This window comes from Alphaproteobacteria bacterium LSUCC0719, from assembly GCA_040839025.1.
Taxonomy (GTDB): Bacteria; Pseudomonadota; Alphaproteobacteria; order Puniceispirillales; family Puniceispirillaceae; genus UBA8309.
In genome coordinates this window covers 379,244-404,964 of sequence record JBFPJN010000001.1, presented here as the reverse complement: position 1 = coordinate 404,964, position 25,721 = coordinate 379,244, and the positions used below count along the sequence as shown (strand labels likewise).

The window sequence follows — 25,721 nt, the reverse complement described above, 5'->3', positions numbered from 1 at the left end:
TCTCCCTATTCCGCCGCTTCTACGGCTACGGCGGTACGGTGCGCGGTGATCCGACGCTCTATTTCCGGCCGGAAATGCTTGATCAGCCCCTGAATCGGCCACGCAGCGGCATCGCCAAGCGCGCAGATGGTGTGACCCTCGACCTGCCGGGTGACCTGTTCCAGTGTTTCGATCTCATGGATTTCGGCATCACCACGGACAAGACGTTCCATCATCCGCCACATCCACCCCGTACCTTCGCGGCACGGTGTGCATTGTCCGCAGGATTCATGCTTGTAGAAATAGGACAGTCTGGCGATAGCCTTGACGATATCGGTGCTTTTATCCATGACAATCACGCCCGCGGTGCCAAGCCCGGTTCCGGCCTCCCTGAGAGCGTCGAAATCCATTGTCATGGTGTTGCAGACACTCTGCGGCATCAGCGGCGTTGATGATCCGCCGGGAATCACGGCAAGCAGGTTGTCCCAGCCACCCCGAACGCCACCAGCATGCTTTTCGATCAGTTCCCGAAGCGGGATCCCCATTTCCTCTTCCACATTGCAGGGCCGGTTCACATGACCGGAAATGCAGAACAGTTTGGTGCCGGTGTTGTTTTCCTTGCCAAGACCGGCAAACCAGTCGGCACCCCGCCGCAGAATAGTGGGGGCCACGGCAATGGATTCAACGTTGTTGACGGTGGTCGGGCAACCATAAAGGCCGGCACCTGCCGGAAATGGTGGCTTCAGTCGCGGCTGGCCCTTTTTGCCTTCAAGCGATTCAATCAGCGCGGTTTCCTCGCCACAGATATAAGCACCGGCACCGCGATGGAGATAGATATCGAACTTCCATCCCGACTTCGCGGCATTGTCACCCAGCAAACCAGCCTCATAGGCCTCGTCGATGGCGGCCTGAAGGCGACGCGCCTCATTCACAAACTCGCCGCGGATATAGATATAGGCGGCATGTGCCCGCATCGCGAAGCCGGCAATGACACACCCTTCCAGAAGCTTGTGCGGCTCGTGCCGGATGATGTCGCGGTCCTTGCATGTGCCAGGCTCCGACTCATCGGCGTTGACGACAAGGTAATGCGGCCGGGCGCCAACCTCTTTTGGCATGAAGGACCATTTCAGGCCCGTGGGGAACCCAGCGCCACCACGTCCACGAAGACCGGACGCCTTGATCCGCTCGACGATCTCGTCATGACCAAGCTGCAGCAGCTTGGCGGTATTGCTCCAGTCGCCGCGCGCTTTGGCACCGGCAAGCCCGGAATCCATCCAGCCATAGAGGTTGGTGAAAATGCGATCTTCGTCTTTCAGCATCCTGCCCTCCCTATTCAGCCGGCTTCAGTTCATTCAGGGTGGTCGCCCCGCCGTCAGCTTCGGACCCGGACCGACCGGTCACCGACCCGACAGGCAGCGGTGCGTCCGCTTCCAGCGAGTCGAGAAGCGCGCCTGTGCTGGCGTAATCCAGATCTTCATAGAAATCGTCATTGACCTGCAGGATCGGCGCGTTCACGCAGGCACCGAGGCATTCCACCTCAAGCAGCGTGAAACGCCCGCATGCCGAAGTTTCGCCAGATGAGATGCCATACCGATCCTTGATGCAGCGCATCATGTTGTCGGATCCGCGAAGCCAGCAAGGCGTCGTCGTGCAGGCCTGCAGGAAATATTTTCCGACCGGCTTCAGATTGAACATCGTGTAGAAGGTCGCCACCTCGAGAACCCGTATTTCGGCCATATCGAGTTTCGCCGCGATCACCTCGATGGCTTTCATGGGGATCCAGTTGTCATGCTGGCGCTGGGCCAGATCCAGAAGCGGCATCACCGCACTGGCCTGGCGACCTTTCGGATATTTGGCGATGATGCGTTTTGCCTCGGCCTCGTTCGCGCGCGTGAACGCAAAGCTGTCCGGCTGTTCATCCGCGATGCGGGCATTGATACTCATCTGTCAATCTCACCAAAAACAATATCCAGAGACCCGATAATGGCCACCGAGTCGGCAAGCATGTGACCGCGCGACAGATAATCGACGGCCGCCATGAAATAGAACCCCGGAGCCCGGATCTTGCACCGATAGGGCTTGTTGGATCCATCGGCGACGAGATAGACGCCAAACTCGCCCTTGGGTGCCTCGACAGCGGTATAGCTGTCACCTTCGGGAACATGGAACCCCTCGGTATAAAGCTTGAAATGATGGATCAGCGCTTCCATCGACTGTTTCATCTCGCCCCGCTTGGGTGGGGTGATCTTGTTGTTCTCGGCCAGCACCGCGCCGTCGGGCATGTTGTCTATACATTGCCTGATGATCCGCAGCGATTGCCGCATTTCCTCGACCCGGACCAGATACCGGGCATAGCAATCACCGGTCTTGCCGACCGGTATGTCGAAATCCATTTCGGCATAGGCGTCATAGGGCTGCGCCTTGCGAAGATCCCACGCAACACCGCTACCGCGAAGACATGGCCCCGTCATGCCAAGATCAAGCGCCGCTTCTTCGGTGATCACACCGATATCAACCGTCCGCTGTTTGAAAATGCGGTTGTTGGTCAGCAGCGTTTCCAAATCGGCGATGAAGGCGGGGAACCGCTCGACCCAGTCCGCAATCTCGTCAAGCAGTCCATCGGGAAGATCCTGATGCACACCGCCCGGCCGGAAGTAGGCGGCATGAAGGCGCGCGCCACAGGCACGCTCATAAAAGCCCATCAGCTCTTCGCGCTCTTCGAAACCCCACAACAGCGGGGTCATCGCGCCGACATCAATGGCAAAGGTTGTGAGATTCAGCAGATGGTTCAGGATCCGTCCGATTTCACAATACATCACCCTGATATATTGCGCGCGGCGCGGCACCTTGATGCCGACGGCACGCTCAACCGCCAGCGCCCAGGCATGCTCCTGGTTCATTGGCGACACATAGTCGAGCCTGTCAAAATAGGGCAGTGCCTGAAGGTATGTCTTGTGTTCGATCAGCTTTTCGGTACCGCGATGAAGCAGGCCGATATGCGGGTCGGCGCGTTCAATTACCTCGCCATCCATTTCCAGCACAAGGCGAAGCACACCGTGCGCCGCCGGGTGCTGCGGCCCGAAATTCATCGTAATCGGTTTGATCTGCATTTCTGCCATGACCGGCCCCTTACCCGTCCTTGCCTGCTTTTTCATCACCCGGAATCTGCGCCTGCATGCCTTCCCACGGACTCAGGAAATCGAAATCGCGGAATTCCTGAACAAGTGACACCGGCTCGTTGACGACACGACGCTGCGTATCGTCATAGCGGACCTCGACATGGCCGGTCAGCGGAAAATCCTTGCGCAGCGGATGCCCCTCGAAACCGTAATCCGTCAGCAAACGCCGCAGGTCTGGATGGCCGGCAAAGAAAATACCGAACATGTCCCACACCTCACGCTCGGCCCAGTTGGCGGCAGCGTAAACAGACGTCATGGATGGCACCGCCTGCCCTTCGCCAACAGCGGCGTATACACGAAGCCGCATATTGTTTTTCATCGACAGCAGCTGATAGATCATCTCAAAACGGTCAGGCCGCTCGGGGTAATCCACGGCAGTAAGATCGGACATCTGGTTGAAGGCGGCGTGCTGGTCATCACGAAGCGCGACCAGAGTTTGCTTGATCGAGCCAACAGCCACCTCGATGACGATTTGGCCCTGCACCATCCTGCTTGCCAGAATGCTGCCACCAAGAAGCTGCTGAAGATGGTCGAGCATATCGTGCAACGGCGCGTCGACGCCGGCGGTATCTGCTTCGGTGTTGGCAGCGTCAGTCATATCCTGGTTCCCAATGCCGCCGGACGGGCAGCTGTGAATACCAACCACCGCACTGATGGCCGGCTTGGCACCTGAAACATATTGCACGGGGGGACCATGCCAGGCACCGCGACACCTCCCCCTGAAAAGCCCGTTCAGCCGCGCGCGATCGTCGCTGTGCGTCTGATTTTCTTCTGAAGCTGGAGCAATCCGTAGATCAAAGCTTCGGCTGTCGGCGGGCATCCAGGAACATAGACGTCAACCGGTACGATGCGGTCACACCCACGAACAACAGCATAGGAATAATGGTAATAGCCGCCACCATTGGCGCAGGATCCCATCGACAGAACCCAGCGCGGCTCGGGCATCTGGTCGTAAACCCGGCGTAATGCAGGCGCCATTTTATTGGTCAGCGTGCCGGCGACAATCATCACGTCGGACTGGCGCGGGCTTGGCCGGAACAGCATACCATACCGGTCCATGTCATATCGGCTGGCGGCAGAGTGCATCATTTCGACAGCGCAGCAGGCAAGTCCGAATGTCATCGGCCACAGCGACCCCGACCGTGCCCAGTTGAACAGCTTGTCCGCGCTGGCGATAACAAATCCACGGTTGGTGATCTCGTCACCCACAGCCTTCAAAATGGCGTCCTGCTCGGGGCCCGGTCCGATCGGTGCGGCCTGACGGGGGTCGATCACTCCCATTCCAGCGCTCCTTTTTTCCACTCATAAATGAAACCAATGGTCAGTACGGCAAGGAACAGCATCATCGACCAGAAGCCGAACAGGCCTATCCCCCCAAGCGATACCGCCCAGGGAAACAGGAATGCAACTTCAAGATCAAAGATGATGAACAGGATGGCGACGAGGTAGAACCGCACGTCGAACTGACGGCGCGAATCGTCGAACGCGTCAAAGCCGCATTCATAGGCAGCCATCTTCTCGTCATCAGGACGCTGGTTGCCAAGAAGCAGCGACGCGCTGACCATGACAACGGCCAAACCGATAGCAATCGCGAAGAAAACCGCAATAGGCAGATATTGATGTAAAAGCTCTGGCACCTGGTTCTCTACTCCCACAAAGAAAACCTTCGTTTGAATAATTCAGCGACCGGTCAAAAGCAAGCCAAACACGCACTTTTCAGCCCAGATAAAATGCCGCTGCGGAATAACAACACGCTTGACAGCCTCTATTCCGGATTCCAGCGCTCGCCATGGCGCAGGGCGCGGAAGCGGCCGGGGGCAATACCAGCCAGAGCAAGCGCCGCCGCAAGGCGCTGTGGCGGCTGCGCCATCGGTTCCAGGGTCAGCTTGAATGTCCCCCAATGAATGGCCACCGCCTGTCGTGCGCCGAGGTCCTGAAAAATCTTTACTGCCTCTTCGGGATTGCAATGCGAACTTTGCATGAAATCACGCGGCTCGTAGGCGCCAATCGGTATGGCGGCGAAATCCGGCGCACCAAGACGGTTCCGGGTTTCAACGAAGTCGTCGCAATACCCGGTGTCACCTGCAAAATAGAACTGGAATCCATCTTCAAAGCCGATCATGAAGCCCGACCACAATGTCCTGTTGCGATCAAAGGGCGTGCGCGATGCCCAATGCCGCACCGGTGTGGCGGTGACTGTCACATCATCGCGGCTGTCGGACTGCCACCAGTCGATCTCGACGACATCGGCAAAGCCGGCGCGCCTCACATATCCGGCAAGGCCAAGCGGCACGACAAAACGGATATGGGGCTGCCGAACCGCAAGACGCCGCAGTGCCGGAATATCGAGATGGTCGTAATGCGCATGTGAAATGACTGCGACATCGACATGCGGCAATGTCTCTGCCGTGTAGGCTGGCGGCACGACGCGTTTTGGGCCGGCGAAACTGAAGGGTGAGGCGCGATCGGAAAAGACCGGGTCGGTCAGCACGCTGACACCGCAATGGGTGAACAGCAATGTCGAGTGCCCCACCCAGACAACTTGTGGCCCCAAACCAGGTACCGGCGCATTGACAGACGGATCCATCAGCGGAAACCCATCGGTTTCGGCCGGATCGGCATCACGGGTCATGAAGGCACGCGCCAATCCAAGAATGTCGCGAACACCTTTGTGATGTCTGTAGCCCTTCGAATGCTGAAACCTGTTGTCAGCCGGATCGAATTGCGGCGACTCACTGTAATGTTTCATGCTGCTGCACCCGTTTGGAAATTGGCCTCTATCGTGACAGAGGTATCGTGACAGGGGGAACGGTCGGCGTCATCCATCGCCCAGGCCGCGGAGGTAGCACATGACACCGGCTCATGCAAAGAGCCACAGCATGAGAAGCGCGTGGACTTGCCTGAAATTTCGTGGTTACTGACATCATCCTTCAGCTAATGGTACCGAAAAGGAATTGGGAACGGATGTCGCGCAATACTGCCATGCTGTTGATCATCGCCGGCGCCACCTGCATGAGCTTTGTCGGTCTGCTGATGCGCCTTCTCGATACCACCGACGGCATGGTCATTCTGTTCTATCGGTCAATCACCCTGGCCGGCATGGTTGGGCTGGTGGCCTGTATGCGCCGCAGCCAGCACCCGGTTGGCTTTCTTCGATCTCTTGACCGGACAGATCTGATGATGGGGCTGGCGCTTGCGATCGCGTTCATGACCTATGTCTATGCAATGCTGCTGACTTCAGTGGCGTCAGCGCTGCTGTTGCTGACCCTCTCGCCATTCATTGCCGCCATTCTCGGTTGGGTATGGATCGGCGAGCGACCACATCCGCTGACATGGCCAGCCATGGCAGCGGCACTCATCGGCGTCATTCTGATGATCAGCGATGGCATCTCACTTGGCCGCACGACAGGAAACCTGATGGCGCTGGTGTCATCATTCAGCTTTGCGGTGATGCTTGTGCTGGCACGTCGCAGCCGCCGCAATGATGTTCTGGGCGGCACCTTTCTCGGTGGATTGCTGGCGCTGGTCATGGCAGGAGGCGCTGCCAGCATCATTGGCGACGGCCTTTCAATATCCGGCTCCGACCTTGCCCTGACATTATTCATGGGGGCTTTCACGATCGGCATTGGCATCGCGCTGGTGACGTGGGGGACAGGCTATGTTCCGGCGGCAGAGGTCAGCCTGTTGACCCTTGTGGAAAGCGTGCTTGGCCCGATCTGGCCGTGGATTTTCCTTGGTCATGCCATGACGTTGACCGAAATTGGCGGCGGTGCCATCGTTCTTGGCGCGGTTGCGATGCTGGCACTTGCCACGCGCGACACGCCCAAGATCAGTTCACCAAGCCAGGACAGGCATAACGCATGACCACCCCATCCAGCCCTTCGCCTGACCCTGTATCGGCCGCACCCGAAGAGACTGCCCCACCGCTTGCCAGCCTGATGGGCTTTGGTGGACTGATTCCCTTTTTTGTCTGTGCCGGCACTGCACACAGCGCGGTAACCCCCTGGGCCGGACTCGCGCTGATCATCTCCGGTGTTTACGGTGCCGTCATTCTCAGCTTTATCGGGGCGGTTCACTGGGGGCTTGCCATGCGGGGTGATCGCAGCCCGGCCTGGTTTGTCTGGTCAATTCTGCCAGCTCTGTATGCCTGGCCTCCCATTGTCTTTCTGGACACACGTACAGCGCTGCTGGCACTGGTGCCGGGTTTTGTCATCAGCTGGGATGTTGACAGGCGTGCCGCCAAAGCAGGACTGATCCCACGCTGGTATATGCGGCTGCGCAACATGCTGACGCTCGGCGCCGCGATGGGGCTTGCTGCCGCCTCGCTGGCACCGCCGCCCTTTCCTCTTGGCTGACCACCCTGCTGACCCGGCTGTGACTCAGTCCCGGGCGCGGATCATCATCATATTGCCAACAATCACCAGCCCCATCCCGGCTAGTGACAGCAACGACCATTCATAGCCTTCATAGCGCGCCGAGATCAGCAGGGCGAAGATCGGGAACAGGACGGTGGCATAGGCCGCCCGCCCCGGCCCGATACGTCCGACCAGACTGAGATAGCAGGCGAATGTGATGACCGACGAGACGATGATCAGATAGGCAAGACTGCCAAGGTAGCTGAGCGTGGGATCAATGATGAAATCATGGCCCCGAACCAGCGCCACCAGCGCCATGAATATGGTGCCATAGATCATACCCCAGCTTGTCGAGGCCAGAACGTGGGTACCACGCCCCTGACTGACCGAAGACAGCATGTTGCCAATGCAGAAACTCATCGTGGCGGCAAGCCCGAACGCCACCGATGTCAGCACCGTCGACGACATCTTCAACTCGGGCAGAAAGACCAGCCCAAGCCCGGCGAGGCCTGTCAGTCCGGCAGCAAGCTGCAAAAAAGGGGGTGGACGGCGGTTGAGCAAGGCGGCAAGTCCAACATTGATTACCGACGACATCGACAGCATCACCGCCAGAAGTCCGGATGCGGCATAGAGGCTGGCATTGTAGAACAGCGCAAAATTGGTCGAGAACAGGGCCATTCCCAACCCCAGAAAGCCCAGATGTTCGCGCCTGCCAAAGCGAAGACCTATCCCGCACCAGGCACAGATCCCAACCATCAGCAGGCCGGAAACACCAAACCGCCAGACAAGCGACACTTCGGGCGCGACAACACCCAGTTGTAGCGATAGCGGATACCAGCTTGTGGACCAGCCAAAGACAACGGCGACATACAGAAAGATTTCATAGGGGCGCATGCAGAAAGACGCCGTTCAGTGGCGGTTGCCACGATGGCGGTCAGCCATCGGCAGCATCACTGATCGCCCAACCCGCGGCATCAACGTCCAGAAATGCCTCGACGGCCGCCGACGCAATGACTGTCGGGGTATCCTGGGAATCATCCTCGACATTCAGACCGCCGCGCACCACCATAACTTCGGGGGCGCCGCGTGGCAGCGTGTCCGCAACCGTCGCAATATCAACCGCATCGGGATCCTGGACACCAATTGTGACCCTGACCACCATGTCGCGGTGATTGTAGCCACAGGACCTGAACAATGACAGTGAACTGTGGCCGATAGCATCACGAACAGCGCGGCAGGCCGCCTTGGTATAGTCACCGCCATACAGGTCGGTGCCGGTGCCCATTTCCAGAATCAGACGTTTCATGCCTTTACCGCCCCAGTCTTTACCGGCCCAGCCTTTACCGGCCCGGTCTTTACCGCCTTCGTCTTCATGGTCGTGCGACGTTCCATATCGAAAGAAATGATGATGGCCGCGTTGGCCATGATGGTCACGCCATCCGCATCCGGCTTGGGGATATCGAGGCCGCCATGAACAACCCTTACCGTCCCATTTCCATAGGGGAACGCTGCCTTCACTTCGGCGGTATCAACGGCTTTCGGGTTCTGAACGCCAATTTCGACATTGATCAGCATATCCGATTTCTCAAAACCGAAAGCCTCGGCAAAGCTGATGGAATTGCGCCATAACGCATCCTGAACCGCGCGCACAGCGGCGCGGGTATAGTCACCCTTGCGAAGCGACGTTCCCATTCCAAGTTCAAGCGCTATTCGTGTCTTTGCCATGCCGCCCCAACCTCATTCAAACCGACCTTATTCAACCCGACATCTCACCCAAAATTCCAGCCGCACCCCCTAGGCCAGCCCCACCGTATGGCGCACGGCGGCGTCCCACCCGATCGTGACGGCCCCGTCAGGAAGCACAATCAGCGGCCGCTTCATCAGCGCCGGATACAGCTGCAACAAATCGACAGGATCACCGTTACGCGCAGTTTCATCCAGTCTACGCCAGGTCGTCGACCGGCGATTCACAACGCGGTCTGCGCCATGCGCGGCAAGCGCCAGGCGCACCGTGTCGGCTGGCACGCCATCCTCGCGGACATCACGGAATTCAACCTGCATGCCGGCATCCCCCAACGCTTTCAGCGCGGCCCGGCAACTGTCACAATTCTTCAGTCCATAGAATGTCAATGCCATCGCGGCACCTCCCGTCAGCCGGCAGATTATACCTGCGGCCTGTCTGACGCAATGGTATCGCTGGCACGCCAAAGAGCCGGCCGCAAAGGGCAGCAGAAAGGTGACAGTCCGGGCTGACTGGAGTAAACAATCACACCGACACAGTCATCACAGACCCAGCCGTTTCAGGCACAGCCATATCGAGGCAGATCCATGAAAATCGACAGCCATCGTATCCAGGCGCATCGCGGCGCCAGCGGTCAATTCCCGGAAAACACGTTGCGGGCCTTTCGCAAAGCCCACGAGGCCGGCGTGACATCCATTGAAACCGATCTGTCACTTCTTGCCGACGGGGCGCTGGCAATTTTCCATGACCCGGTATTGGGACGCACCGTTCCGGGAACTGCCGCTATCACAAGCCTCACCGCCGACGAGGTGGCAAACCTTGACGCCGGGGCGTGGCGTGGTGCGGAACATGTCGGCGAAGCGGTGCCGCTGATGCGCGACATTCTCGACTGGCAGCAGACAACCGGTATCGGCTTCAACTGGGAGATGAAAATCCACGGTGATGAACATCGGCCGGCCGCCGAAGCGTTGGCAGCCCATCTCGAGGGGCGCGATCTCGACCTGTCGATTGTCTCGTCATTTGATGCCCGCTTTCTTGCCGAGATCCAGCACATTCTTCCCGAGCTGCCCCGGGCGCTGATCGTCGAGGACATACCAGCGGACTGGAAGATGATGGGACAGCAGATGGAACTCACCGCCTTTCATCTGGATCAGGAATTCGTCACCCCGGCCCTTGTCCGTGACATTCATGACGCCGGCTATCTGGTGCGCGTCTATACCGTCAATGACGAGCCGGATATGGCGCGGATGATCGAGGCGAACGTCGATGTCATCATCAGCGACTACCCGGAGCGATGGCTTTGACTGGCGGCGTTCTTCGCCACCGGCCAGGCAGCCTGTCATTTGTGATGCTGTTGACGCTGGCCTGCCTCTATTCGCTTGGATTTCTGTCCGCCTCGATGGCAACGCTCGAGGTAGGCCCCTTTTTCGCCGGCGCGACACGGGTGATCACCGCGTCGGCTTTCCTGCTTGTGGTTGCCTATGTCACAGGTGCAGGTCTGGTACAGGGGACAAGATTATGGGTGATGGCGTCGATCTATGGCGCGATCTCGCTGTCGATCCCGTTTCTGATCCTTCCCTGGACACTGACATATGTCAGCAACACGACCGCAGCAATCTACTACGCTGTCATTCCAATCAAGGTACTGTTGCTCTCGCGGATCTTCATCGGCACACCGATCACGGCCCGCAAATGGGTTGGTTTCACCCTTGCCTCGGCAGGCATCATCATCCTCGCACTGGCAGGTGTGGCGGGTGACACCACCATCCTCGCCGCGCCGATGATCCAGGACAGTTTTGAGGGCGAGTTGCCAATCTGGATCCCCCATCTGATCTGCATCATGACCGCCATATTCATCGCTGCGGGAGGGGTTCTGTTCCAGATGATGCCGCCCGCCTCGGCTGTCGCCATCACCGCATCGGCATTCCTTGCCGGCAGCATTCTGGCTTTCCCCGTAGCGCTGATCACCCTGCCTGACACCATGCCAAGCCTTGAGGGTATGGCATGGATTCTCAGTTCGGGAATCCTTGTTTCGGGGTGCGGAATGCTGGTCAGGGGGCAGTTGATCCAGCGGGAAAATGCCGTGTACACCTCGACAAACGGCTATATCGTCCCGCTGATTACCAGCTTGTTCGGCATCACAATTCTCGGCGAGAGCATCGGTGCCGTCTCGGTCATGGCCTATATGCTTGTTCTTGGCGGGCTGGTGCTGTCCCGCCGCTGACGCACGAAGGCCCTAGCCGTAGGCACGTTCCTCGTCCTCGATCTGGCGACGGTATTTCTTGCGCTCATGATCAAGAAGATAGCGTTTGCGAAGCCGCAGGCTGACCGGCGTGACTTCCAGCAGCTCGTCACTGTCGATATAGGCCATCATGTCTTCAAGCGACATCCGGCGTGGCGGTACCAGTGCCACCGCCTCGTCCGATCCTGCGGCCCTGACATTGGTCAGTTTCTTGCCCTTCAGAACATTGATTTCAAGGTCGTTGTCGCGGCTGTGTTCGCCAACGATCATACCCTGATAGACAGGCGTCTGCGGGTCGATGAACATAACCCCACGATCCTGTAGATTGAACAGCGCATAGGCAACCGCCGTGCCGGTTTCAGAGGCAATCAGCGCACCATTGCGACGCCCTGGAATGTCGCCACGATAATCTTCATAGCTGTAAAACACGCGGTTCAGAACGCCGGTGCCACGGGTATCGGTCAGGAACCGGCTTGGATAGCCGATCAGGCCGCGTGACGGTGCCAGAAAAACCAGCCTTGTCTTGCCGGCACCTGAGGAACGCATGTCCTGCATGGTAGCCTTGCGGCGGTTCATGGCATCGACAACCGTGCTTGCATAGGCCTCGTCGACGTCGATCGTCACTTCCTCGACCGGCTCCATCCGCTTGCCGCCTTCATTGCGGATCAGCACGCGCGGACGCGAGACGGTCATTTCGAATCCCTCGCGGCGCATTGTTTCAACAAGAACACCAAGCTGCAATTCGCCGCGGCCACCGATTTCAAACGCATCCTTGCCGGCGCTCTCGTTAAAGGTAATGGCGACATTGGTTTCCGCCTCGGCCAGCAGCCGCTCGCGGATCATGGTCGAGGTGACTTTCTTGCCTTCGCGTCCGGCAAAGGGGCTGTCATTGACGGTGATGGTGACGGACATGGTTGGCGGATCAACCGGTGTCGACTGAAGCGCCTCGGTCACCTGCGGATCGCAGATGGTATCCGCCACCGACGCCTCGGCAAGGCCGGCGATACAGATCAGATCGCCGGCGGCAACTTCATCGACGGGAACGCGCTGGGTTCCCTCAAAGCGGAACAGCTTGGTCAGGCGGCCGGTCTCGATCTGCCTGCCGTCCAGATTGATTGCCTTGACCGCGCTGTTGACACGCGCGGTTCCCTGGATCACCCGGCCGGTCAGGCAGCGGCCAAGAAACGGGTCGCTGTCGAGAAGTGTTGCCAGCATCGCAAAGGGCTTGTTCGGCTCCACATCCGGTGCCGGCACATGGTCGACAACGCGATCAAGGAGCGGATGCAGGTTTTCGCGTGGGGCGTCGAGTTCTGCTGTACACCAGCCATCTCGCCCGGAGGCATAGAGAATGGGAAAATCAAGCTGTTCGTCATTCGCATCAAGCGAGACAAACAGATCGAACACCTCATCGACAACTTCGTCGGGGCGGCCATCGGGACGGTCGATCTTGTTGATCACGACAATCGGCCGAAGCCCCTGTTTCAGCGCCTTGCCAAGCACGAACTTGGTCTGTGGCATCGGCCCTTCGGCAGCATCGGTCAGCAGGATCACCCCGTCCGCCATATCCAGAACGCGTTCGACCTCACCGCCGAAATCGGCATGCCCGGGGGTGTCGATGATGTTGATCCGCGTATCCTTCCAGACCACCGAGGTGGGTTTGGCGAGGATGGTTATGCCACGTTCCTTTTCCAGATCACCTGAGTCCATAAGCCGCTCGGCAACCTTCTGGTTGTCGCGGAACAGGCCAGCCTGTTTCATGATCGAGTCGATCAGGGTTGTCTTGCCATGGTCGACATGGGCGATGATCGCAATATTGCGAAGCTGAGTTGTCATGACTGCGCTTTCAAAAACGGCCGGGGACGCGGCAATGCCACGCTTCCTAGCCGACAAACGGGCGGCTGACAAACGAGATTTGCCATCCGGCGACAAAAAACACTGTTTCCAGCGGCATTCCGACCCTGCCCTCACGCTGGGCTTTGGCGGCAATCTGGCCTAACGTTCTGCACTTCCCTCGGTGCGGCGGGGAATGGCTGGGGACACAGGATGAACGGAAAGCTGAAGACATATGTCAAACGGATGGGCCTTGCCGCCTTCCTCTTTTTCTTTCTGAAGGGGCTTGGCTGGATAGCCATATTTTTTATCGGCTGGCAGATCTTCGAGTGAATCTAACATCATCCGCATGCCAGGAACCATCCGGCAGATCCAGACGCCCTAGCCGTAAAGGTAGATTTCAAGACCAACTTCAATGCTCAGCAACACGATAATCACACCGATCAGGAACAGCACTCGCAGCCAGGGTGCAGCGAACCCCGTTCCCAGAAACCATACAGGTGACAGCGTCTTCAGAGATTGTACCGGAAACCTTATCTCGAGATACCTTGTGATTTCGTGAGATATGCGCCACGAACGGCCAAACATCGCGAAAACCACTCCTGTCGCCGTGCTTGCCGATGATAGTGCCCTGTTCAGTTCCAGATAGGCGCCGTGGTCAATCACCAATACAGGCCATGCCACAAGGAAAAGCGCTGCTACAATCACCACCGCAAAGGGGATCCGGTGATAAGCCGCCCATAACGGGCCGAATATCAAACCCAGCCAGCTGAAGCTGACAATGCTGCTGATGTGTTTGTGAAGCTGCAGCACATTGTCTTCGGTCACCACAATATCGGCAAGGCTTGTTAGTGCAGACACCGTATCAAACTGTCTATTCAGACGTTTCAACAGTCTTGCTTTGAATTTGGTCTTGACCTTGTCGTTCAGGGCCGCGAAGAACTCTGAACTCTCAAGCATGAGATCAACGGTCACTTTCGACGTCACAGGTCTCTCCATTCAGCGGTTCCACGACCCTCCGAAAGGCCGTCAGGAAAAATCGATTTCCTTGGTCTGGGTTCGCGCGCGCGCCCTTTCCACACAGTCACGAAGCTGATCCATGACACTTTCAGGCTGGTGTATAGCCCGCATGGTCAGGTTGGATGTGGTGCGGTCAGAGGACAGGATCTGGAGATGCCCAAGCCCGAAAATACGCAACAGGAACGGCTTGGAAACGCTGTAATCCCTGACCCTGTAGAGTTCTATCTCGTCTATTGACTGTGACAGAATTCCCTTCTTGATGATTATCCTGTCCTCGGAAAATCCATAGCTTGTGAAACGTGTCTGCAAATAGCGATAGAGTGGCAGAACAATCGTCCAGGACAAAATCACAAAGTAGGGAATGTTGGGGATTTGCGACGGGCGACTTTTCCACACAGTTTCACGATCCATGATCCTGTCTCCTGAAATTCTTAATCATGTCTGACAGCACGCTGGCACCGAGGTCTGACGCCATCATCACAGGACCGGCAACGCGGCCCCCACCCGGTTCACGTTACCGCTAGTTCAGTTGCGCCCGCAGGGCCTCGATACGCTGATCATTCGGGCGAAGCTTGGTGAATTCATCAAGCGCCGCTTTTGCAACAGCCTTGTCATTCAGGGCCAGCGCGGCCTCGAATTCACCCAGCCACGCGGCAGCGTTTTCCGGATTGTCCTCACGCGCCAGAACAAAGTCGGCAAGTGCACTTTGGGTGTCACCAATGTCCAGATACACATTGGCGCGCTTGATGTAGAATCTCTCACGCCGGTATCGTGTGTTCTCGACAGCCTGCGTCAGCGCGTCAATCGCATCCGTGTATTTTTCCTGCTTCACATAGATCTCGGACAACAGCGAGAGAGCGTCGCTATAGCCGGCCCGCAGATCAAGCGCTTCAAAAATGGACTCGGTTGCGGCTTCCAGTTGATCCAGTTTGAAATAGAGCTGACCAAGATACAGGAAGATCCGGGCATTTTCCGGGTCATATTTCTTGGCGAGAAGAAGATCTTCGAGACTCTTTTCAAACTCTTCCGTCTTCATGCCAACCCGTGCCCGACGCATATAGATATCCGAGTTGGTCGGGTTGATGGAGATGGCGTTGGAGAAATCCGCCAGTGCGTCGTCATAGAGCTTCAGCTCGTCATTCACGATCCCGCGCCATTTCCAGGCTGTCAGGAACCGGTCATCGAGTTCTATCGCCTTGGTCAGATATTCCTTGGCAACGCTGTATTGCCGCTGATAGCCAAACACCATGCCAAGCCCATAGAAGGCTTCCTTGAAATCAGGATTGAGTGACAGCGCCTTGCGAAAGGATTTTTCGGCGTCGGTATAGTTTTTGGGCTTCGATCCGAGATAGGCCCATCCCAGATTGTAATGCGCCATGTCAAAGCGGGGGTCAATCCGCAATGCCTCGTCAAAGTTCGACTTGGCGTTTTCAAAGTCCCGCCCGTCGCTTGCCATCACTCCCTTCCAGAGATAAGCCCATTTTGAATCAGGGTTTATCGCAATCGCCTGATCAAGGAAGGCGGTGGCCTTGTCATCCTCACCAGCATTGTAGCTGATGACACCAAGGCGCATTAACGCGAAATCATTTTCCGGATCGATCGCTATCGCCTGTTGAAGTGTTTCGAGTGCGCGCTCGTTATCCTTCAGAGCCGCATAGATCTGGCCCCGGAGGATATATGGCTCGGGCGCGTCCGGTTGCTGCTGCTCGAGGAACACCGACTTCGCCAGTGCTTCATAGGCCGAGTTCAACTCCTCAGCGTCATAGGGGCGGTCGAGATTGAACAGATCCCGGACAGCGGACATTCCATCGATATACGCATCCAGAAACAGATAGTCCGAATTGCTGGGTTGCAATTCCAGCGCCTTTTCAAGGAACTGTTTGGCAACAGCTATGTTGTTTTCCTGATAATACAGGCGCACGCCGACCTGGGCGTAGTCATTCGCCATGCGCCGCACATCCCAGGCATCCTTCAGATAGACACCGAGTTCCCAACTGCCGATCAGACCCGAAACTGCGATTGTGGCTATCGAGGCACTGCGCACCAGAAGCTTTACAAATCGTCGCTGGCGCGCCTCTTCCTCTTCAGGAGCAAATGTCTTTGCGAGCCTTTCCAGAACACGGGTCTGCTCAAGAACAAGTCCCTTGAGTTCTGCTGCCGACACCGCATTCTGATCTGTGTTATTGGGGTCGGAATCCGTCACAGCACACCTCTAGCCTGTTCAAAGTAACCCGGATTGATCTGAAGCCGCCGCCTATTTGCCAACAGCCTCGGCAAACCTTTTGGTACGTGCAGCCAGACCTTCCGCTGACACATCGGATGATCCCGCGCCTTCCCTCAGCTTTGCAGCCCTGTCGTCAGGATAGCCGCTGCCATGCTTGCGCGAGGTGATTGACTCAAGCCGCTCGATCACCTTGACACCGGCCTTCCAGTCATAACCGAGGCTGCCGGCAATCTGTCCGCCACGCAGATCGGCTTCACCCTCAAGATCCTTGCTGAAGCCATTCTCGCCCCAGGCAAGAAGTTCTCCGAACAATCCACCAGCCCCCATATCGGCAGTCGCGCTCTTGAACAGCTTTGCGCCTTCATTCTGTCTAATGGCGTTCAGACCATGATCCATCTCGATATGCGCGATTTCATGGGCCAGCACAAAGGCAAGTTCGTCTTCATTCTCGACAAAATCCAGCATGCCAGTGGTGATGAACACAAACCCGCCCGGCGCGGCAAACGCATTCACCACATCGGGCTCGTCAAGCAATACAACCACCGGATTTCTGTAATTCTTGGTCAGGCGGCTAGCGCTGAGAAGATTCACGACAACATTTCTGAGATAGAAAAGACGTGGGTCATTCTCGTCGGCGACCTTGTAGTTGCCAAGCATTCTGGCCGCCAGCTCGCGGCCAAGCACATATCTTCCAACCGGCCCCAAATTGGTATTCTGTGCAGATTTGAGGGTCTGGCCGATGAGGCCGCCAGGATTCGACAATCCGCCTTCGCCGCTGCCGCCACCCAGCAGACCGCCAAGACCACCGCCGCTGTCACTGTTGCCGCCACCGAGCAGACCACCAAGCCCGCCGCCGCTGCCGCCGCTGTCACTGTTGCCGCCACCAAGCAGACCGCCAAGCCCGCCGCCGCTGCCGCCGCTGTCACTGTTGCCGCCACCCTTGAGGATGCCGCCAAGTGGATTGCTGTTATCCCCGCCGCCAAGAAGACCACCAAGTTGGGCATGCGCGGCAGACGCCAGCACGACCAAGGCCAGGAACCCAAGAATGGGAGTGAAAATCTTGTTCCGGATCATTTGTACTCTCCCAGGCCACCAGCCTTTCTGAATGCCATCAAAGATGACGGGTCGTAAATTCCTTGAGCATGGCCGATCAGACGGTCGATCGTATCGTAATCGGCAGCACCGCCCTTGGCACCGCCTGCAGCACCTCTGACCGCGCGCAGATCACCCTCTTCCTCATCTTCAGAGAAATTCCGCTTTGCCTTGCCCGAGGCAAGTTCGGCAACCTTTTCCTCGGCGCGCTCAATCGTCTGGTCACCAAAATTCTTTTCCGAGACCAGACAGGACGTTGGAACAAACCTGGACGATCCGACATCAGCCCATGAATAACGGGTATATTCCTCGACCTCGATCTTTCGAGGCGTGCCTTCTCCCGCCATGCTTTTGGCCTGCTGTTCCAGCTTTTTCTTCGATTTGAAATCGGAATCTGGAAGCTCAAACGCACCTGCAAGGGCATTGATCTTGACCGTTTCGCCAAAGGCTATGCCGCCGCCCGGCGCACCGAAGGCGGATGGAGCTGCATAGACCGGCGCATTTTCACAGGCAATGCGGACACTGTCGCCAACGGCCAGCTGTTCTACCGCAAACGCCGTGGGCACCGCACCGGCAACCAGCGTGGCAAAACCGAAAATGGAAGAAAGAAAGGCGCGTTTCCGTATGAAATTCGTCACGATACACATCCCTGATAACGCTGAAACAAGGTACAGATAATGAGACTTGATGATTTGTTGTCAAGCAACTGTAGTAATTAATACCGCCTGCGCCGTCATAGCACCAGCCTGATATCTGCCGCGCCCCTGTTGACCAACGCCAGGATCCGGCACCGGCCATGACATATGCGGTATTTGTCATGGTGGCCATTGGCGCGGCGGTATGGCATTCCCATATCCGAACAAATCAGATCGTCACGGACCAAAATCCAAGGCTCCGTAAAGGTCCGGCATGCTCGTGGCATGGGCGCTATCATCGCCCCCCCTTCTCAGCAGCGGCTGGTCAACAACAGATAGGAAAGTCTGACTTTGGGCATGATGATCTTCATCAATTTAACGGTGGGCCTTGGTCTGCTGCTCGTCGGCGGTCGGTATCTTGTCCAGCATGCCGTCCAGCTGGCCGGCAAGATTGGCGTGTCGCCACTGGTCATCGGCATGACAATTGTCGCCTTTGGCACCTCGTCACCGGAACTGGTGGTATCGATTGGCGCCATCCTGACCGCACATGACGACATTGTTATCGGCAACATTGTTGGCGGAAACATCGTCAACATCCTGCTGGTCCTGTCGCTGTCCGTCCTGATCTTCCCGATCCCGGTGTCACGACGTTTCATTGCGCGCGAGGGCACGGTGACAGTCGGTGCCATTTTGATGTTCATGGCGCTCTGCTTTGATGGTGTTGTCAGTTTCACGGATGGTCTGGTTCTGCTGGCCGGGTTCGCCGGCTTCATCGCCACCACCCTGATGACAGGCCGGGACGAGGACCAATCGCAGATTGACGGAAGGCAACATGCCGCCGGCACGGCCCCGCTGCGGGCACAGGATCTCGGGCTGCACGGCCTGTGGATTGCCGGGGCGCTGACGGCGCTGGCAGTTGGGTCGAACCTGTTTGTCACGGGGGCAGCCGATCTCAGCCGCCTGCTCGGGGTGTCCGAGGCGGTCATCGGGCTGACCGTGGTTGCGGTCGGCACCGCGGCACCCGAGATCGTGATTGCCACCATCGCTGCCTGGCGACGTGAATCGGGGGTTGCCATCGGCAGTGTGCTGGGAAGCAACATGTTCAACATGCTTGGCATCGGCGGCATTACCGCGCTGGTATCGCCCATCGCGGTAAATCCCCATTTCATCGAGGTTGATGTCATGGTGCTGCTGGCGGCCACGATCTGCGTCGTGCTGATCGGCTATATGCTGAGATCGCTTGGGCGGGTGGTCGGCGCGCTACTGCTGGCCGCCTATATCACCTATACGGTTTCGCTGTTCTGATGGCCTGCCGCACCTCATCGGACGTAAAGAGTTCGTCCGGTGGGATATCGTGGGAACAGAACTCGATAATTATATTAACCGGTCTATGCTTACCTCTTGGTGCCCCGTTCAGAAGGTGGCGAGGCCGGATTTTGACAAAATGCAACATCTGCAACAGTCGTGGACGCAATTTCGCTCGATAGCCGTGCATCTTGGTATGCTGGCTATGATGACAACTCTAGCGGCAGGCTGTGTCACCAGTAACGACGTTCAGCCTGGCAACAAACTCAATCTCTGTGACTTCTCCGGCCCAGATTTCAGGAAAATTGAACGCCACCTTCACCATGAAGTGGCATCGGGGGACAGGGTTTCTGAGCTGGTGTCGAAAATAGCCTGGAACACCAGCCACTGGTTCGAGGATACTAATCTTGCGGACCTCGATGATTATCCAAGGCATGTGAAGGAGTTCAGAACGCACCTTTCCCGCGAAAATTCGTCTCTGCAACCCTATCCGGACGGGTTTCTCATCTTTCATTATCAGGTCTGTGAGAAGCCCAATAGGAACAGCGATCAATGGTCGCTGTTCATCCACGCTGACAAATGGCGCCGCATAGACGAGTTCGGTATCGTCCTGACCTATATCGACTGGAATTTTGCTGCGCGGAGCGAACCCCTGAACCACCGCAGATATCTTGTTGCTAGCGACAGTTTCTCGACGCCGGCAGGCCACAATAGGAAGCCGGTGACAATGGCGCTTGATTCGCTCATGAATGATCGGGGCTATTCCGCAGAGCAGCTGATTGACGAAATCATCGCCGCCGGCTTCGTCGGCAAGCCGGCAAAACTGACAGACATTCAAATAGATTCACGTGAGATGAAAGTGTTGACGCATGAGTTCACCTTCCCTGACCCACTGGGAATCACTGATCCCTCGGTAAATGGCGAACTTGTCTTTTATCGCTTTGGGGGCTTTCTAAGCCCTGATTTCAAATGGCGCTTTACCATCATTGAAGCCCCCAATACGGGCGCTGTCATCAAGATTGAATGACGACTTTTAACCCTTAGTGTGCTGACTTTTTCGACATAGTCGGTCAGGCGATCTCAAGGACCGAGGGTGCCGAGAGATAGAAATCATCTCTGTCAAGCGAGCCATCAAAATCGAGAAGAATGACATGGATGCCGCGCTCACCGTCTGCATTGTCATACAATATCGTGTCCTGATGTCCGTTTGCATCAACATCCTGCCTTCGGATCCACACCGTGTTGACGTTGCTGCCGAGAAAAATCCTGTCAGCGTCACCGCCAATTTGAAAATCTGTGACAAGATCGGCCTCCCCGAGCGTGTCCTTTGGTCTGTCACGGATGTTCAGGAAAAATATGTCGCTTCCGGTGCCACCGGTCAGAACATCGCGTCCGCTGCGTCCCGATAACCAGTCATTACCGGCACCTCCGTGAAGAACGTCATCGCCTTCATTTCCATATAGGTAATCATTGCCACCATGACCAAGGATGAAATCGTTTGCGGTTGAACCTTGAAAATTGTCACTACTATGGGCTCCATTCCAAACCACAAGATTATCTGTAATCGGTAACGTTATGTGATCGGCGCTGGAAGGTGGATTTGTTGTTCGTGTGACGCTCGCATCATCAGCAGGGACATCAGAACCGCCATCGATATCGGTCGGCGTCTGTGGCGGATTGGACGACGCCGGACGCAGCGAATTCTCACGAATATCCTTTGCTGATGCGGCGTTGAATCCGGGTTCGCTCCCGTCTTTTGTCAATCGGGACAGCGCTGCGTTAGCCTCGTTGGTATTGGAGTCAATATCCGGAACAAGATTAGCTTCGTTCAATCCCAAGGCGATGGCCGCGTTGCTGTTGTCGTTCAGCACTGAATAACCAATTTTGGATGTCAGCCTTGACACCACCTCATTGACTGAGGCGAAGGCGGCTTCCGCGTCCTGTCCAACGGCAAGTACTTTTTCACCGCGTCGCGCCGGGTCTGTTAGATCAGCTCTATCTCTTTTGTCAGACGAACGCGCCTCTGGCACAGCTTCTTCTGTTGTATATCTGCCGTTAAAAACACCAGAACTTGCTTCGACACCTACCCTTGTCACCAAACGAAGGCCGCTATCCGGATTTTCAAGAAAAGCGTAAGCGTGATGAGCTGATCCAACCACTGGCTTCCAGCCAATGCCGAATACAAGCCCTGTATGCTGGTTTGCGAAAGCAAGCTGGGGTTGATTCTCGATGTCCTGCGCCTTCTGGCGGGCCTCTTCCGCCTCGCGGGCCTTGCGCTCATTATCAAGGCGGCGCTGCTCGCGCTCAAACCTCTCTCGCTCCATTGCGGCCTGTCGATCCTGCTCGGCGCGTTCGGCGTCCTCGCGGGCCTTGCGCTCATTATCAAGGCGGCGCTGCTCGCGTTCAAACCTTTCACGCTCTATCGCAGCCTGACGTTGCTGCTCGGCGCGTTCGGCTTCCTGACGCTGTTGTTCAGCCTCGCGCTGACGCGCCGCGCGCATGACGGCATCGTCATAGTGATCATTATCATCCGATCCACCGCCACCACTATCGCTATCGCCACCGCTTGAGTATCCACCACCCGTGTCACCGGTGTTGCCAAGACCATCACCAATACCGGGACCATCCCCGCCGGTGATACCGGCTGTCCATCCTCTGTAAGGGTTGTCGTCAATTACGCCGCCCGGCCCGTTTTCGCGTTCCATGGGAATATCGCCCTCCTCCGCCATGGCCGAGCGTAGGTTGATCAGCGACAAAAACAGTCAGCGGAAAAATAAAGCGTCTCAACAATCAACCAGCCGAGCCAGTCAATAGCCTGTTGAACAAGCGTTGAACAGGTTAAAACGGTAAGTCAAGGAATATTCAACTTATTGTTTTATATTAATATTAATCAATTAATTAATTTATTTGTTGGGAAATCAGCACGACCTGAAATCGGAAAGGAACCGAGTCCACCCAACAAATCCCAAGCACACCGCCTCGAAGAAACGCCTCACCTGTCTCTGATCAGTTCAATGATCCCCCGCAAAGCTAGAATAAACCCACTAACCAAAATTAGTGCAGTTATACTGCCCCACATCGCACCGGTGGCATTGATGGCGAGTAGACCGAAGCCGTTCCCCTTTTCGATCATATAAAGAAGTCGGTTTGGAGAGCTGAATATCCACCATGCGAAAACAAGGATCGCCGGGATCATAGGAATGCTGATCCAAGCCCCGCGCCGCATGGCGGTATTGCGGTATTCATCATAATTGACATGGATATGGCGGGCATGCGCCTCCAAAAGCGGATAGATCCGCCACATCTTGACGCTGATGGTCAGCGGCCAGACCAGACATATTGCCGCCAGAACAATCTGTTCGACGATGAAATGGATATAGGCCGCGCGCGGCAGTCTGGCACCGACCTCGTCCAGCTGTGCCTGCGTTACCGTCAGGATGCCGAAAACAGAACTCGGCAATCTGTCCGCAATCCAGTCCGTGACGACAAAGGCGTGATGATAGGGCGGCCAGGTCTGGATCAACAGCCAGGCAACAGGCATGAACACCAAATGCCCGTAAAACAGGATGTTAGACGGCCTGACAAAAAAGCAATTACGAAACTCCACAGCCCGCCGCACCTCATCGGACGTAAAGAGTTCGTCCGGCGGGATATCGGTCCGCTTGATCAGCCGCAATGGCGGACCCCGTTTCCAGAAGGCACGGATGGTCATTGGCTCACCTCCCGTCCCAGTCTAGTGGACAGAGGTAAATTTCACGTTAACAGCCAATACACGCAGAGGCCGGATCGGCCCCTAAAAATCGGTCGGTGCGCCGCCCTCCTCCTTGCGGCGGGCGACGAATGCACACAGGGCCTCGTCGATGGCCGGGTCGATTGGCGGGGCCTCATATTCGGCAAGGATCTGTTTCCAGGCGGCATTGGCGCGGTCATGCGTCCAGACGGCGCCGGTTTCCTCCCACGCCTCGTAATTGCGCCAGTCCGACATCAGCGGCGCGTAAAAGGCGTCACGATAGCGTTCCCGGGTGTGGTCCGCGCCAAAGAAATGGCCGAACGGACCCACGGCACCAATCGCCTCGACCGCCAGATCATCGGTGCCAATCGGCACCGGACGGTTGGTATAGGCGATCTGTTGCAGCATTTCGCAATCGATGATGAATTTTTCAAAGCTGGCCGACAGCCCGCCTTCCATCCAGCCCGCCGCGTGATAGATCACATTGGCATGCCCGGAACAGCATGCCTGAAGCGAGAACAGCGATTCCCAGATTGCTTGTGCGTCCGGCGCGTTGCAGGCATTGGCGTTGGAGGCACGCCAGGGCAGCCCGTAGCGCCGTGCCATCTGCCCCGACATATGCATGGCGCGCACATATTCCGGCGTGCCAAAGGCCGGTGCGCCGGTCTTCATGTCGACATTGCTGGTAAAGGCACCGTAAACACAGGGCGCGCCATCACGCACATGCTGTAACAACGCAATCGCGGCCAGCCCCTCGGCATTCTGCTGTGTCACCGCGCCGGCAATCGTCACCGGAGCCATCGCGCCGGCCAGGGTGAAGGGTGATATGATCACCGCCTGTCCGCGCCGGGCCGCGCGCATCGCACCATCCAGCATCGGCCAGTCATGTTTCAGGGGCGACGACGAGTTGATGTTGGTGAACATATGCGCGCGTGATTCAAATGCCTCATCCGTCAGTCCGGCGGCAATCCGCGCCAATTCCATGACATCCTCGATCCGCTCGGGCCCGAGCGAATAGGCATGGATCACCTTGTCGGTCAGGGTCAGAATGTCGTAATGCGCGTCGAGATGCCGGATCGAGGCGTGAATGTCGATCGGCTCGACCGGATAGCCGCAATTCATGTGAATGCAGTTATAGGACTGGGCAAGCCGCAGCAGGTCCTGGAAGTCGGCGCGATTGCCGACCCGCCGGCCACGATCGAGATCCATTACATTCGGTGCCGAGGCAACCTGTCCGAAATTGACATGCCGCCCGCCGATCGTGATCTCGCGATCGGGATTTCGCGGGGTGATGGTGAATTGCGCCGGCGCGCGGTCAACCGCCTCCATGACAAAGTCACGATCCATATGCACCAGCTTTGTATCATAATCGACCCGGCACCCCGCCGCCTTCAGGACATCCAGCGCCGTATCATTCAGGAACAGGATGCCGATTTCCTCGAGAATCCGCATGCTGGCATCATGGATGGCCTCAACACCGTCCGGGTCGACAGGCTGTGCCGGGTCGTCAAGATAGGTGACAGCGCCCCATTCAAGCTGTGTGGCAAGAAAGGGCGTCTTCAGGCGCTCGCCATCACCGCGACGACGACGGCGTGACCGCTTGGCCGAATCAGATCCGATTTCGGACATGGGGCACCTCATTCAGCTTTCCCCTTTCGACGGTAACAGTGGCAACACCTTCAATCGTTCTAAAAATGACGCTCGATACCCAAATTCGGTCACAGGACAGGGACAGGTGAGCTTTGCCGCTGTCAAACGCCGCTGCGGATGGTAGAAGAACAGCAACTGAATGACGGCCAACCAGGAGACATGCGCGGTGGCACCACAGATCCAGTTTGTTCTTGGCGGCGCCCGGTCAGGCAAATCGGCGCACGCCGAAATGCTGACGCAGCAGTCTGCTGGCCGCCCAGCCGACAGCGATCGCCTTGTCTATATTGCCACAGCCGAGATCTTTGATGATGAAATGGCGGCACGGGTCGACCTGCATCGCCAGCGGCGCGGGCCGGAATGGGCGCTTGTCGAGGCACCTGTCAATCTTTCACAGGCTATCAGCGAGAATGACAGCGAGACCACAGCCATCCTTGTCGACTGTCTGAGTGTCTGGACGACAAATCTTCTGATCCATGAACATGATATGGACAAAACACGCCAGGAGCTTGTCGACACCATCCGCACTTGTCGGGGCAGGCTTGTCCTTGTGGCCAGCGAAACCGGCCTTGGCATTGTGCCGGACAACGCCCTGTCGCGCCGCTTTCGAGACGCCAATGGTTTACTGAACCAGGCCATCGCCGCGGCAGCTGACGAGGTGTTTTTTATGATGGCAGGTATTGCTTTAAGAATTAAACCACAGCAATAAACATTCACCTTTCCTAAAGATCTGGTTCCGGAC

Annotated in this window: 27 protein-coding genes; 7 read left to right on the top strand and 20 right to left on the bottom strand. The window is 57.0% G+C overall.

Going from position 1 to position 25,721, the window contains the following annotated elements; translation table 11 throughout:
• Positions 1 to 5: 5 nt before the first annotated feature.
• The 7 genes from nuoF to AB3X55_01900 all read right to left on the bottom strand — a co-directional run bounded on the left by nuoF (position 6) and on the right by AB3X55_01900 (position 5,907).
• Positions 6 to 1,298 carry an NADH-quinone oxidoreductase subunit NuoF gene (nuoF, locus tag AB3X55_01930; GenBank protein ID MEX0502339.1) on the bottom strand — a complete coding sequence of 431 codons (1,293 nt, stop codon included), beginning with the start codon at positions 1,296 to 1,298 and terminating at the stop codon, positions 6 to 8.
• 10 nt (positions 1,299 to 1,308) lie between these two features.
• Entirely contained in the window at positions 1,309 to 1,923 is a 615-nt protein-coding gene (gene nuoE / locus AB3X55_01925; GenBank protein MEX0502338.1) for an NADH-quinone oxidoreductase subunit NuoE, read from the bottom strand.
• The gene (locus tag AB3X55_01920; protein ID MEX0502337.1) at positions 1,920 to 3,098 is read right to left on the bottom strand and encodes an NADH-quinone oxidoreductase subunit D; all 1,179 of its coding nucleotides are present in this window, start codon (positions 3,096 to 3,098) and stop codon (positions 1,920 to 1,922) included. The genes nuoE and AB3X55_01920 overlap by 4 nt, the downstream gene beginning before the upstream one ends.
• Before the next feature lie 10 nt (positions 3,099 to 3,108).
• Positions 3,109 to 3,756, bottom strand: a complete 648-nt coding sequence (locus AB3X55_01915; protein ID MEX0502336.1) for an NADH-quinone oxidoreductase subunit C — start codon at positions 3,754 to 3,756, stop codon at positions 3,109 to 3,111.
• A 134-nt stretch (positions 3,757 to 3,890) separates the two neighbouring features.
• Positions 3,891 to 4,439 carry an NADH-quinone oxidoreductase subunit B family protein gene (locus AB3X55_01910; protein ID MEX0502335.1) on the bottom strand — a complete coding sequence of 183 codons (549 nt, stop codon included), beginning with the start codon at positions 4,437 to 4,439 and terminating at the stop codon, positions 3,891 to 3,893.
• Positions 4,430 to 4,795 (bottom strand): NADH-quinone oxidoreductase subunit A, encoded by a 366-nt coding sequence (locus tag AB3X55_01905; GenBank protein ID MEX0502334.1) that lies wholly within the window; start codon positions 4,793 to 4,795, stop codon positions 4,430 to 4,432. Before AB3X55_01905 ends, AB3X55_01910 begins: the two co-directional genes overlap by 10 nt.
• Positions 4,796 to 4,923: 128 nt before the next feature.
• On the bottom strand, positions 4,924 to 5,907 hold the full coding sequence (locus tag AB3X55_01900; protein MEX0502333.1) for an MBL fold metallo-hydrolase: 984 nt from the start codon (positions 5,905 to 5,907) through the stop codon (positions 4,924 to 4,926).
• Positions 5,908 to 6,122: 215 nt separating this feature from the next.
• On the opposite strand from AB3X55_01900, the gene AB3X55_01895 reads away from it, so the two are divergent.
• Together AB3X55_01895 and AB3X55_01890 are read left to right on the top strand one after the other, a co-directional pair.
• Positions 6,123 to 7,022, top strand: a complete 900-nt coding sequence (locus AB3X55_01895; GenBank protein MEX0502332.1) for a DMT family transporter — start codon at positions 6,123 to 6,125, stop codon at positions 7,020 to 7,022.
• On the top strand, positions 7,019 to 7,513 hold the full coding sequence (locus AB3X55_01890; protein ID MEX0502331.1) for a DUF3429 domain-containing protein: 495 nt from the start codon (positions 7,019 to 7,021) through the stop codon (positions 7,511 to 7,513). The genes AB3X55_01895 and AB3X55_01890 overlap by 4 nt, the downstream gene beginning before the upstream one ends.
• A gap of 24 nt (positions 7,514 to 7,537) precedes the next feature.
• Here the strand turns inward: AB3X55_01890 and AB3X55_01885 are convergent, their stop codons facing one another.
• From AB3X55_01885 to AB3X55_01870, 4 genes are all read right to left on the bottom strand, one after another.
• Entirely contained in the window at positions 7,538 to 8,407 is an 870-nt protein-coding gene (locus tag AB3X55_01885; GenBank protein ID MEX0502330.1) for a DMT family transporter, read from the bottom strand.
• Between the two features lie 40 nt (positions 8,408 to 8,447).
• A complete protein-coding gene (locus tag AB3X55_01880; protein MEX0502329.1) occupies positions 8,448 to 8,819 on the bottom strand; it encodes a Lin0512 family protein in 372 nt (123 codons plus the stop codon).
• Positions 8,816 to 9,238, bottom strand: a complete 423-nt coding sequence (locus AB3X55_01875; GenBank protein ID MEX0502328.1) for a Lin0512 family protein — start codon at positions 9,236 to 9,238, stop codon at positions 8,816 to 8,818. Before AB3X55_01875 ends, AB3X55_01880 begins: the two co-directional genes overlap by 4 nt.
• A gap of 69 nt (positions 9,239 to 9,307) precedes the next feature.
• Positions 9,308 to 9,649 carry an ArsC/Spx/MgsR family protein gene (locus AB3X55_01870; GenBank protein ID MEX0502327.1) on the bottom strand — a complete coding sequence of 114 codons (342 nt, stop codon included), beginning with the start codon at positions 9,647 to 9,649 and terminating at the stop codon, positions 9,308 to 9,310.
• 192 nt (positions 9,650 to 9,841) lie between these two features.
• On the opposite strand from AB3X55_01870, the gene AB3X55_01865 reads away from it, so the two are divergent.
• A complete protein-coding gene (locus tag AB3X55_01865) occupies positions 9,842 to 10,558 on the top strand; it encodes a glycerophosphodiester phosphodiesterase (GenBank protein ID MEX0502326.1) in 717 nt (238 codons plus the stop codon).
• Positions 10,549 to 11,478, top strand: a complete 930-nt coding sequence (locus tag AB3X55_01860; GenBank protein ID MEX0502325.1) for a DMT family transporter — start codon at positions 10,549 to 10,551, stop codon at positions 11,476 to 11,478. The genes AB3X55_01865 and AB3X55_01860 overlap by 10 nt, the downstream gene beginning before the upstream one ends.
• A 12-nt stretch (positions 11,479 to 11,490) precedes the next feature.
• Here the strand turns inward: AB3X55_01860 and typA are convergent, their stop codons facing one another.
• From typA to AB3X55_01830, 6 genes are all read right to left on the bottom strand, one after another.
• Complete coding sequence (gene typA / locus AB3X55_01855) at positions 11,491 to 13,329, bottom strand: translational GTPase TypA (GenBank protein MEX0502324.1); 1,839 nt, start codon at positions 13,327 to 13,329, stop codon at positions 11,491 to 11,493.
• 378 nt (positions 13,330 to 13,707) lie between these two features.
• Complete coding sequence (locus tag AB3X55_01850) at positions 13,708 to 14,313, bottom strand: hypothetical protein (protein ID MEX0502323.1); 606 nt, start codon at positions 14,311 to 14,313, stop codon at positions 13,708 to 13,710.
• Between the two features lie 42 nt (positions 14,314 to 14,355).
• Positions 14,356 to 14,757, bottom strand: coding sequence for a PH domain-containing protein (locus AB3X55_01845; GenBank protein MEX0502322.1), 402 nt, complete (start codon positions 14,755 to 14,757; stop codon positions 14,356 to 14,358).
• Between the two features lie 109 nt (positions 14,758 to 14,866).
• Entirely contained in the window at positions 14,867 to 16,549 is a 1,683-nt protein-coding gene (locus tag AB3X55_01840; GenBank protein ID MEX0502321.1) for a tetratricopeptide repeat protein, read from the bottom strand.
• Between the two features lie 51 nt (positions 16,550 to 16,600).
• Positions 16,601 to 17,644: a M48 family metallopeptidase gene (locus AB3X55_01835; GenBank protein ID MEX0502320.1), complete on the bottom strand. Its 1,044-nt coding sequence runs from the start codon at positions 17,642 to 17,644 to the stop codon at positions 16,601 to 16,603.
• On the bottom strand, positions 17,641 to 18,300 hold the full coding sequence (locus AB3X55_01830; GenBank protein ID MEX0502319.1) for a hypothetical protein: 660 nt from the start codon (positions 18,298 to 18,300) through the stop codon (positions 17,641 to 17,643). Before AB3X55_01830 ends, AB3X55_01835 begins: the two co-directional genes overlap by 4 nt.
• A gap of 354 nt (positions 18,301 to 18,654) precedes the next feature.
• Between AB3X55_01830 and AB3X55_01825 the strand changes: the two genes are divergently transcribed.
• The gene (locus AB3X55_01825; GenBank protein MEX0502318.1) at positions 18,655 to 19,602 is read left to right on the top strand and encodes a calcium/sodium antiporter; all 948 of its coding nucleotides are present in this window, start codon (positions 18,655 to 18,657) and stop codon (positions 19,600 to 19,602) included.
• 139 nt (positions 19,603 to 19,741) lie between these two features.
• Positions 19,742 to 20,629 (top strand): hypothetical protein, encoded by an 888-nt coding sequence (locus AB3X55_01820; GenBank protein MEX0502317.1) that lies wholly within the window; start codon positions 19,742 to 19,744, stop codon positions 20,627 to 20,629.
• A 43-nt stretch (positions 20,630 to 20,672) separates the two neighbouring features.
• On the opposite strand, the gene AB3X55_01815 is transcribed toward AB3X55_01820, so the two are convergent.
• The 3 genes from AB3X55_01815 to AB3X55_01805 all read right to left on the bottom strand — a co-directional run bounded on the left by AB3X55_01815 (position 20,673) and on the right by AB3X55_01805 (position 24,961).
• Positions 20,673 to 22,307: a hypothetical protein gene (locus tag AB3X55_01815; protein MEX0502316.1), complete on the bottom strand. Its 1,635-nt coding sequence runs from the start codon at positions 22,305 to 22,307 to the stop codon at positions 20,673 to 20,675.
• 287 nt (positions 22,308 to 22,594) lie between these two features.
• Entirely contained in the window at positions 22,595 to 23,314 is a 720-nt protein-coding gene (locus AB3X55_01810) for a hypothetical protein (GenBank protein MEX0502315.1), read from the bottom strand.
• 81 nt (positions 23,315 to 23,395) lie between these two features.
• Positions 23,396 to 24,961, bottom strand: coding sequence for a trimethylamine methyltransferase family protein (locus AB3X55_01805; protein MEX0502314.1), 1,566 nt, complete (start codon positions 24,959 to 24,961; stop codon positions 23,396 to 23,398).
• A gap of 187 nt (positions 24,962 to 25,148) precedes the next feature.
• On the opposite strand from AB3X55_01805, the gene cobU reads away from it, so the two are divergent.
• A complete protein-coding gene (gene cobU, locus AB3X55_01800) occupies positions 25,149 to 25,688 on the top strand; it encodes a bifunctional adenosylcobinamide kinase/adenosylcobinamide-phosphate guanylyltransferase (protein MEX0502313.1) in 540 nt (179 codons plus the stop codon).
• The last annotated feature ends 33 nt before the right edge of the window (positions 25,689 to 25,721 follow it).